This window comes from Micromonospora sp. NPDC048843 (assembly GCF_040649965.1).
Classification (GTDB): Bacteria; Actinomycetota; Actinomycetes; order Mycobacteriales; family Micromonosporaceae; genus Micromonospora; species Micromonospora hortensis.
Genome location: NZ_JBEZGJ010000255.1, coordinates 1 through 7,406, shown reverse-complemented (window position 1 = coordinate 7,406; position 7,406 = coordinate 1). Strand labels below are relative to the sequence as shown.

Below are 7,406 nucleotides of genomic sequence, written 5' to 3'. Positions count from 1 at the left end.
GTACCCGCCGGCGGGCCCGCAAACCTCCTTACACCCTCTGCTTTTTCCCGCGCTCAACCCTAACACCCGCGGGGGGGGGGGGGCCCCCCCCCCCCCCCCACGTCCGGAACCGCCGGTCAGGTGGTGACGTCGGCTGGCCGGTACGGCCGCTGACGAGGCAAGCTATCTCCGGGCCGCCCGGATACACGATCTCAAATGTGTCAGGCATCAACCGCCACGGGATCGTCGGTTGGCGTTGCGACGGTCTCCGGTAGGTGGGTGGTTACGACCTGGTCTCGGCGAGATAGGCGGCGACGGCCTCGGCCGCTTGGCGTTCCCAGTCTTCTATCGGGTGGTTTTCCGCGGCGTAGGGCGGCAGGTTCGGCGGTTGGACGCCGAGGACCCACAGGAGCGTTTCAGCCTGGGTGAGTTTGTAGCGATCCACGTAGGGGTCACCTTCTGCCCAGGCTTGGGCGTAGGCCGCTTGGGCGTGGGTGATCGCTTGAGCGGTGTCGCCGAGCGTGTGCCTGAGCTCGGCCAGCGTCTGGTGCGGAGGTTTGTTGAGCGATGAGAGCCGGTGGGCGACCGCACGGGCATCGTTGTGGCGGTCGGACCGGGCGCGTAACTGAGCCAGGGCGAGGAGCGCCTCGGCATCGACGTCTGGGAAGCCGGACTCCCGGGCCATGCGGACCGCTTCTTGTAACGCCTCGGCTGCTTCAGCGGTCTCACCGCGTTGCAGGAGCCACCGTCCGCGCAGGAGGTGCAGTTGGCGAACGCCCTTTCGGTTCCGCCCTCCGGCGGCTATGCGCTCGGCCTGGGATAGTGCCTCGCCAGTGAGTCTGCCCTGCGGGAACGCAACGTATAGGAGGTAAGAGATATTGGGGGTGCCTGGGCGCATGAGGTTGATGTCCACCTCCCGGTTCATCGGTTCAAGCAGACTCCAGTACCGCTCGGCCTCGGCCCAACGTCCCAGCTGGCCGAAATACGCCATAGCCCACACTTGAGAGGTCAGCAGTTGCTCCTCTCGGCGCTCGACCGCTCCGGCGAGCTCGAGCGTCAGATTGATGCAGCGTCCAGCGACGGTGAAGCGGCGCAAACGCGCGAGGCAAGCGGTAATGCTTCTCAAGTTCGTACAAATATTGAAGTGGTCGCCAAGTTCGGTCCTGAGTGTCAGGGACAGCTTGACGCATTCTGCTGCCTCGTGCTCCAGGCCGAGTTCGCCTAGTGCTATCCCGGCCGCTGTCGCCAGTCTTGCAAGGACGGGTGGGCGCACCACCTGCGTCGACCGGCCCACTGTGAGTATGGGGCGGGTCAGAGCGACCAGTTCGGGATAGGCTTCCAACCGGAACGCCATGGTCTCGGCTAGGTCGCAAATCAGCTCGGCGGCGTTGTTGAATTGTTCGATCTGGACCGTCGTCCGCGCGACGGTGAGTGCGTCGCGGAGGTCGTCGAGGCTGGCCGCATGCTCGTAGGTGTTGGATGACTGTTGCGAGAAGTGGTCGATGATCTGTTGACCGATGCGGTCCCGCTCACCTGGCAGCAGGCGGGCCCGGGCGGTGGCGCGCACGACGGGATGCAGGTCCCACCTCCGCGCGTTGCGCTCATACTGCAACAGCCCGCGACGTTCCAGATCGGTGACGGTCGTGGCCAGGGTCGTCGACGACTGCGGTTTCGACATTGGTACGGGCGAGTCGGACCGCTCACCGCCAGTCGGTGTCGGTCGGTGGTCCGAATGCAGCGCCGCCATGGTGGTGTAGTCCACCGCATCGTTGAGGATGCTCAGTGCGGACAGCAGGCGGCGGCTCGCCTCCGGCAACGCCTCGAGCGCCGCTGTGAGGATGTGGTTGCGCTTCCACGGCAGGTCGGGGTCGCCGAGATCGAGCCGGCCACCGAACTCCGGATCAGTCGCCCACCGGTCGAAGTCTCCGCGCGCCGGGAGGTAGTTGTTCACCAGACCGGCGACGATGCCGGCAACCAGTGGATGGCAGTCGCAGTGCCGTTGCAGGTAGTCCTGGATCCGGTGGCTGTCGCCGGTGACGCCACAGCCGCGCAGCATGGCTTCCGCGTCGGCCGGACGCAGGCCGGGCAGGCGCTCGACGAGCACGCCAGGGATCGGCTGGTTCGCGGCGTTGAGCAGCACCTGCGGCGTAAGCCGGGAGGTGACCAGCACTTTGGACGGTGTGGCGTCGGTCAATTGCTGGAGCAGTTCGTCGTCGACCGGCCGGATCGCGCTGCACGGGTCGCGGTCAGCGAACTCCTCGGAGGTCCCGGCCAGTTCGTCCGGGAGTTGGCCGGCGTCATGGCGGTGATAGGCCACCAGAAGCCGTTCCACACCGTCCAGCACCAGAAGCCACGGCCGCGATCGCAGCTGCTCCAGCAGCAACTCGGTCAGCTTCGTCAACTTCATGCCACGGAGGTCGGCAAGAGGGCGGCCGGTCATATAAGCCACTGCGTGGCGGCAGAAGTCGGCCATCGTGGCGCCGCTGTCGTAGAACGAGTACCAGACTCGGCCCGCCAGGTCCGGGCGCACGATCGGGGCGTACTTGGTGACCCACTGCCAGGTCAGCATGCTCTTGCCGGTGCCGCCGATCGCCTCGAACAACAGGACAGGGTGTGGCTGCGCCGCAGAGGCCCAGTCGTCGAGTGTCTCCAGCTGACCGGCCCGGCCCACGAACGCGTGGGAGCCGAGGTACCGCGGTACCGCGTACAGCCCGGGCGGTGCCGCAATCGCGTCGGCGTCTGCGATGCGGGCGGTCGGCGCGTCGGCGCGGCGCGGTCGGGGCAGCCAACGGCGGTTGCGGACCCATGGCTGCCGGTCGGCCCACGCCAGGTCGTTGTGGACCGGCTGATGATCGGGTGGCAGTTGCGCGGCAGTCGCCCGCCACACGTGCGCGGGGGTGAACCACTCCGGCCCGTCGGACAGGCCGTCGAGGGCCTGGATGAGCCGGTCAGTGAACAATGTCAGCTCGCCGTCCGGGGGAACGGACGCCTCGGTCGCCCCGTCGGCCGCACCGATGAAGTACCAGCCGGCAGTCTCGCCGATCTTCACCGAAGCCCCGGGCAGCGCCGTTGCGGCCCGCCCGGAGAAGCAGCAGTCCAGTACCAGCATGCGCTTGTCGGCGCGCGATCCGCCCGCGGCGGCGACCAGTTCGGACACCGGCACCATCGTGGCGCGGGGATGTTGCCGATCGGCGTCGCGCATCGCCAGGCACAGCTCGCCACCCGCGGGCTCCGCGTGGCCGACGAAGTACACCAGCAGCATGCCTTGCCGCTTGACCAGCTGTCCGGCGTCGGCCACGGTTCGCAGTACGGCGGCCCGGTCAGGATCGATCAGCTCGAACAGCCGCGACGGTCGAGACAGACCCCACACCGACGTGTCGACCAACTCGGCGGCAAGGCGTCGCACCGACTCCCGAGCCTGCGGCACCGACGGAAAATCCGAGCGTGGATAGTCCGTGACGCCGATGAGGACAGCCACCGACTGGCCTGGATCGAGCCGGCCAATGTCGGCGTCCCACGATGACACATGAGTCATCGTCGCGGCCAGTCGTCGCCGAGCGCGTCGCGCATGATCTGTTCGACGTTCGCGGCCGGCCCGGAATACTCAATGTCGACTTGACGGACGCCGTCAGGAAGATCGACCCGGGTCAGCCGCAACTTCGCGTGGCTCTCCGCAAGGCCGGCGCGCACCCGCTGCCGCAGATAGCCGTACAGCGCATTCGCTACGATCCCAAGGCCGATGTTCGTAGCGACGAGTTCCAGCACCTCCGAAGCGCCAAGGGTATGTCCCGGAACGACTGGACGCCCACGGGCGATCGGCACGTCATCGAAACGCGGATCCTGGCCGAGACTCGTTTCGAGGTCGCTCAAACCACCATCAACGTCATTGACCCACGACACTTCAAGGCGCATATGCCCTCCGCATCCTCGATGTATCCTCGCCTGCCGGACTGGCCACAACGATCGGTCTGCCGCATGGTAGCGACTGACGCCAAGACAGCGACGGTAGCCCATTCGTGGCGAGGGTCCGCCCATTTTGGCGACGGGATATGACGAAACGTTCCTCCGGTGCTGGGTGGGGCGGTGATGAGACGCCCAGCCCTTCAAGGGGTCGCCGACTCAACAGCGCCGACATCCGAGAACCCGCACTGATCTGCCGCTGGTCGAGCGGCACCGGAACTGTCACGCCATCAGGGACGCTTCCAGGTCGCGGCGGGTGAGGGCAGCGCGGAGTTGTAGCGCCTCGGCGGCCAGATTCTCACGACCGCCCTGCTCGCGGTCGATGGCGCAGACCACTGTCTCCACCTGGGCGCCGATGGACCGTAGCTGCGCGCACGATGCCAGTAGTGCGCCTCCCGTGGTGACCACGTCCTCGATCAGCACGACACGCCGCCCGTTCACCGGACCGCCCTCGGCGGCCTTGTTGGTGCCGTACTCCTTGGCGTGTTTTCGCACGAAGACTGTGGGCAGCCCCGTCAGCTGTGACATTACAGTGGCGAGAGGGATACCGCCCATCTCCATCCCCGCCAGCACGTCGCACTCCGGCAGCATGGCCACCATCTCTTCGGCGACCTCGCGCAACAGATCCGGCTGCCCTTCGAACAGGTACTTGTCGAAGTACTCCTCGCTGACCTGCCCGGACCGCAGACGGAAACGCCCGGTGAGGTGGCAGGTGTCGTAGACGCGGCGCGCGAGTGGGTAGGTCACCTGCCCAGCGTCGCATCTCGCCTGGATCAACAGCCCGCGGGTTCGGATCGTGACGGCCGTGGTCCCGCGTTCAGGGCAGCGGGTACGCGGTGAGACGATCGGCGAGCTGCTTCGGGTGGCTGAGCGGCACGCAGTGGCCGCCGTCGATCTCGTCGGGGACGACGCCGAGCCGGTCGGCGGCAACCCGGCGCTGGAAGTCCGCCGGGAAGAACCGGTCCTCGCGGGCGAGGAGCACAGTCGTCGGCACGTCTGGCCAGGCGTCCAGGGGCCACGGCTCGTCGCCCTCAGCGCTGACCTGGTCCCGGCTGTGTGCTGCTGCTTCGGCGATGATCTCGGCGGGGACACCGTTGTAGAACTGCTGCTCCTCACTGAGCCCTTCGGCGCTGCGGTAACCGGTGTTGGCCCACCATTCACCGGGCCTCTCACCGGGCTTGGGGACCATCGGTGTGAGCAGGACGAGCAGCCGTACCGGCAGCTTGTCGGCGATGAGCGGCGCGGTGAACGCACCGTACGAGTGACCGACGACCACGAGGTCCCTCCGGTCGCCGATCGCGTCGACGACCGTCTGGCGGAACTCGGTGAACCCCGCGGATCCGTCCTCGATCGGCAGTTCCGGTACGACCACGTCGTGGCCGAGGCTGGTCAGCTCGGGGACAAGGAGATGCCAGTCCCAGGCGCTGCCCCCGCCGCCGTGGATCAGAACGAAAGTCGCCATGCCCCGAAGCCTCACACACGGGTACGACGCGCGCCTCTGTCGATGACGATGCGCTGGGATACGGAAGACGACAGCGCTTCGGGGCAGTCAAATCAAGGTTGAGGTCAGTAGGGTGCCGTCGATGGGGCACCGGCCACCCCCGAGGTGGTCCTCGGCGTGGCTCAGGTGACAGCTACCGATTCCGAAGGAAGCCCGGCATGAGCAGCCCACGCGAAACGTTCCTCCGACTGGTGAACGGTGTCTGCGACGGTCCGTACGAGGACTTGGCCGACCTGTACGCCGAACAGACCCTTGTCACGCATCCGTTCCACCCGCTCAACCCGCCGCCGCTGCGTAGCCGCGACGAACTGCACGAGCACTTCACCGCGCCGCCTCCGGTCGCCCGGACGCTGGTCCGTAAGCCAGTCGACCTGACGATTCATGAGACTGTGGACCCGGAGGTGATTGTCGCCGAGTTCGCCTATGAGGGGCGGGTAGCCGAGACGGGTGAGGCATTCACGGTGCCCTGCGTCTTCGTAATGCGTATCCGCGATGGGCTCATCGTCGAGTCCCGAGATTACATCGACCCCATCGCGAGCGCCCGTGCCTGGGGTCAACTCGACAACCTCTTGACCGCGCTCCGTCCACGAGACAGCACCTCCACCGAGGGCGCAGCCCGACCCTGATTCGTGAACGCCACCAACTCGTGCTCAACTTCGCTCGCCCACGCCCAACAGAGTTCCTGGCAATAGCCCGCCCTGAGCGGTGGGGCGGCATCGATGTGCGCCGCCCCACCGACGGCACCCCGGCGGCTACCGGTCGTACCTGCCGCCGTCCATTCGGAGGGTGGCGCCGGTCAGGTAGCCGGAGACCGGACTGGCCAGGTAGGCGACGAGGTCGGCGTAGTCGCGAGGATTTCCGATGCGGCCGACGTCGGTGCCAGCGCGAATCGGGGCAGCATTGCGCTCAACCTCCTCCCACGTCTCACCCCATCCGTTCTCGCGGCCGAGTTCCATGAGGTATTTGCGGGTACTGGGGACGAGGATGGTGCCGGCCGCGATGGCGTTGGAGGTCACGCCCGTGTGCTTGAGGTCACGGGACAACGACCGGGCGAGGTTGAGCCGGGCGGCGTTGCTGGCTGCGTAGTGCGGCTGCCCCGCCGACGGCGCATCACCTGTCACGCTGCCGATCTGGATGACACGGCCCCACCCCTTGGCCCGCATCGCGGGCACCAGATGTCGGATCAGGCGGACCGAGCTGAGCACGTTGAGGTTGTACATGTCGGCCCACGCGTCCGCGTTCAGGTCGGACCACCCTGATTCGGGATCGTAGGCGCCGGCGTTGTTGACCAGGATGTCCACCTCACCGGCCTGGGTAGCCACGGCCTCGGCGCCGACATCAGTGGTGAGGTCTCCGATCACGGCCTGACCGCCCACCTTCTGCGCGGTCTGCTCCGTACGGGTCTGGTCCCGGCCGTGAACGACCACGGCAACGCCTTCGGCTGCCAGGACAGCCGCGATCTCCGCGCCGAGACCGCTGCTCGCACCCGTGACCAGAGCGCGCTTACCAGCAAGCTGCAGATCCATTGTCTTCCCCCGTCGCTTCCGAAACGGTCGGGCCAGTGCTCGCCGCCGCATCGGACTGTGACTCGCAGATAATGGACCCGCACGTCCAGAATTGGTACCGCCGATCCATCCAGCCGGAGGGACTCGCTTGTCGGCACCCCTTGGCCGAGCCTCGTCGAACGGTGGGACGGCTCGCGGCGATATTGATCGAGTTGAGGCGGGCGCGTCCGCGCGAGGACTCGGGCTGCTGGGCCAGCAAGGTTCGACCTGATCGGCTTTACCGCCGAAACCGTGATCTTGGGCGGCTTCCGTTAGCTCGGCGGGCCCCGTGGAGCAGATCGTCTGGGCGCAACACCGTCTAGTGATCAACTCGGCGGCACAGGGTGTGCCGGGCGGCCACGTCCAGGCCCGTGGTCGGCTCGTCGAGCAGCACCAGCCGGGGCCGGCCGACGAACGCCGAC

General features: G+C 67.2%; 6 protein-coding genes. 1 reads left to right on the top strand and 5 read right to left on the bottom strand.

Annotated elements, in window-relative coordinates:
- Positions 1-262: 262 nt before the first annotated feature.
- The 4 genes from AB0C20_RS33690 to AB0C20_RS33675 all read right to left on the bottom strand — a co-directional run bounded on the left by AB0C20_RS33690 (position 263) and on the right by AB0C20_RS33675 (position 5,401).
- Complete coding sequence (locus AB0C20_RS33690; RefSeq protein WP_357180693.1) at positions 263-3,505, bottom strand: hypothetical protein; 3,243 nt, start codon at positions 3,503-3,505, stop codon at positions 263-265.
- A gap of 5 nt (positions 3,506-3,510) precedes the next feature.
- Complete coding sequence (locus tag AB0C20_RS33685; RefSeq protein ID WP_357180696.1) at positions 3,511-3,891, bottom strand: hypothetical protein; 381 nt, start codon at positions 3,889-3,891, stop codon at positions 3,511-3,513.
- Positions 3,892-4,161: 270 nt separating this feature from the next.
- Entirely contained in the window at positions 4,162-4,686 is a 525-nt protein-coding gene (pyrE, locus tag AB0C20_RS33680) for an orotate phosphoribosyltransferase (RefSeq protein WP_357180699.1), read from the bottom strand.
- A gap of 70 nt (positions 4,687-4,756) precedes the next feature.
- Positions 4,757-5,401, bottom strand: coding sequence for an alpha/beta hydrolase (locus AB0C20_RS33675; protein WP_357569518.1), 645 nt, complete (start codon positions 5,399-5,401; stop codon positions 4,757-4,759).
- 197 nt (positions 5,402-5,598) lie between these two features.
- Between AB0C20_RS33675 and AB0C20_RS33670 the strand changes: the two genes are divergently transcribed.
- Positions 5,599-6,066: a nuclear transport factor 2 family protein gene (locus tag AB0C20_RS33670; RefSeq protein ID WP_357180705.1), complete on the top strand. Its 468-nt coding sequence runs from the start codon at positions 5,599-5,601 to the stop codon at positions 6,064-6,066.
- A gap of 126 nt (positions 6,067-6,192) precedes the next feature.
- On the opposite strand, the gene AB0C20_RS33665 is transcribed toward AB0C20_RS33670, so the two are convergent.
- Positions 6,193-6,966, bottom strand: coding sequence for an SDR family NAD(P)-dependent oxidoreductase (locus tag AB0C20_RS33665; RefSeq protein ID WP_357569517.1), 774 nt, complete (start codon positions 6,964-6,966; stop codon positions 6,193-6,195).
- Positions 6,967-7,406: the final 440 nt, after the last annotated feature.

What these genes read in the sequence shown, in the direction of transcription:
- AB0C20_RS33685 (WP_357180696.1), bottom strand. Translation starts at nt 3,891, where the DNA reads ATGCGCCTTGAAGTGTCGTGGGTCAATGACGTTGATGGTGGTTTGAGC.
- AB0C20_RS33675 (WP_357569518.1), bottom strand. Translation starts at nt 5,401, where the DNA reads ATGGCGACTTTCGTTCTGATCCACGGCGGCGGGGGCAGCGCCTGGGAC.
- AB0C20_RS33670 (WP_357180705.1), top strand. Translation starts at nt 5,599, where the DNA reads ATGAGCAGCCCACGCGAAACGTTCCTCCGACTGGTGAACGGTGTCTGC.
- AB0C20_RS33665 (WP_357569517.1), bottom strand. Translation starts at nt 6,966, where the DNA reads ATGGATCTGCAGCTTGCTGGTAAGCGCGCTCTGGTCACGGGTGCGAGC.